At 62.2% G+C, this 1,634-nt stretch carries 1 protein-coding gene; it reads right to left on the reverse strand.

Annotated features, from left to right (window positions below; translation table 11 throughout):
• Positions 1-54: 54 nt before the first annotated feature.
• The coding region (locus ASN89_RS24205; RefSeq protein ID WP_058051047.1) for a TonB-dependent receptor at positions 55-1,634 on the reverse strand (1,580 nt) is incomplete at its 5' end.

Genomic DNA, 1,634 nt, shown 5'->3' on the forward strand with positions numbered 1-1,634 from the left:
AACAGCGACAACGACCCGGCTTGACGCCCGTCAAGCCGGCACTTCTACCACCCCTTAAAATTTGTAGCCAGCCTTGGCGATGATCTGGCGCGGCGGGCCATAGAAACCGTCGAGGATGAACACGGCGGGAATGTTGTAGCCATCCGTGCGGTAGCGCTTGTTGCCAAGGTTGCTACCGTGCAGGCTGAAGGTCCAGTTCTTCGGCGCTTCCCACACGACACCCGCCGTCCAGATGCTGTAGCCGCCCTGCGCCAGGGTTGCGCTCAAGTCCGTGGTCGGATACACCTTGCTGCGGTAGCCGTAGCCGAGCATGCTGCGCAGGGCGCCGCCGAAGACGTCGCGGTCCGTGCGCGTCAGGTTCAAACCCACTTGCCGGGCTGGCGTATTGCTGAACTTTTGCGTATCCGCAATATTCTTGCCGCCGCTCATGAACTCGTCATAGCTGGCGTTCAGCAGCGCAAGGAAGCCGTTGACTTCCCACTGGCGATTCGGCCGCCACGAGAATTCGAATTCGGCGCCTTTGACGGTGGCCTTGCCCGCATTCGTGAAGTCGCCATAAAAGCCCGGCACGCCGCCCGGCTGCACATAGCTGGTAAACACGGACAACTGAATATCCTTGTAGCGGTTGGTGAACAGGGCCACGTTAACGTCAAACGTGTCGTCGGGCGCCGCGTACTTCATGCCCACTTCCAGCGCGTCGAGTTTTTCATCCTTGTAAGGCCGCGCGGAATCGGGCACCACCAGGTTGTTGGCGCGCACGTTGTAGCCGCCCGACTTGAAGCCGCGCGACAGGTTGCTGTAGAAATTCGTCGTCTTCGACGCTTCGTAGCGCACGGAGATTTTCGGCGAGGTATTGCTCACCGACAAGGACTTGTCGAAGTCGGCCGCCGTCTGGATGGGCCGCGTAAAACCCACGTCGGCAAAAGCGCGGTTGAGCACGATGGCGCGCTTTTCCTCGCGCGTGTGGCGCAAGCCCGCATTGATGCTCCACACCTTGCCCAGCGGCCAGGTCCAGTCCGTGTACAGCGCCGTGCTGTCCGTCTCTACCGTGCTGACGGCGGCCGTGAACTGGCGCCCCAGGAAGTTGTTGTAGATGCCGCCGCCGGCCGTGCCTTCAAAGCGGTACAGACCGATCACGCCGGCGCCGTAATCGCCGCTGTACGAGGCCTGCAATTCCAGGCTTTTCTGTTCGTCGCGCGAATCGCCAAACACGTCGGCAATCGGTTGCGGCAAGCCGTCGAAGTCGATGGTTTGCTCGGACGTGCTGCGCCGCTTGGCGCCGATCACTTTCAAGGACCACTCGTTCGACAGCGTGTAGTTGGCCACCAGCGAGCCGCCCCGGTTGTGCGTGAAGTTGTTGCCCGGCATGCCGCTCTGGATATCATACGCATCCGTGCTGGCGGGACGCTTGAGCGGGTCGAAGGCGCTCACGCCCATGCGCTGGAAACCGCGCACGCCCGACTTGTCATCCGTAGCGTCCAGGCTCAGCACGACGGTCAAAGGTATGTCCTGTGGAAAGTAGCCGACGGACAGGCGCGCTGCCGTGCTGTCCTGGTCGCTTACCTGTTCGCCATTAAACGTGTTGCGGCCGAAGCCGTCGCGGTCCAGCTTGGCGGCCGCCAGGCGCGCGCGCC

Source organism: Janthinobacterium sp. Ant5-2-1, from assembly GCF_001445815.1.
GTDB classification, from domain to species: domain Bacteria; phylum Pseudomonadota; class Gammaproteobacteria; order Burkholderiales; family Burkholderiaceae_D; genus Janthinobacterium; species Janthinobacterium lividum_E.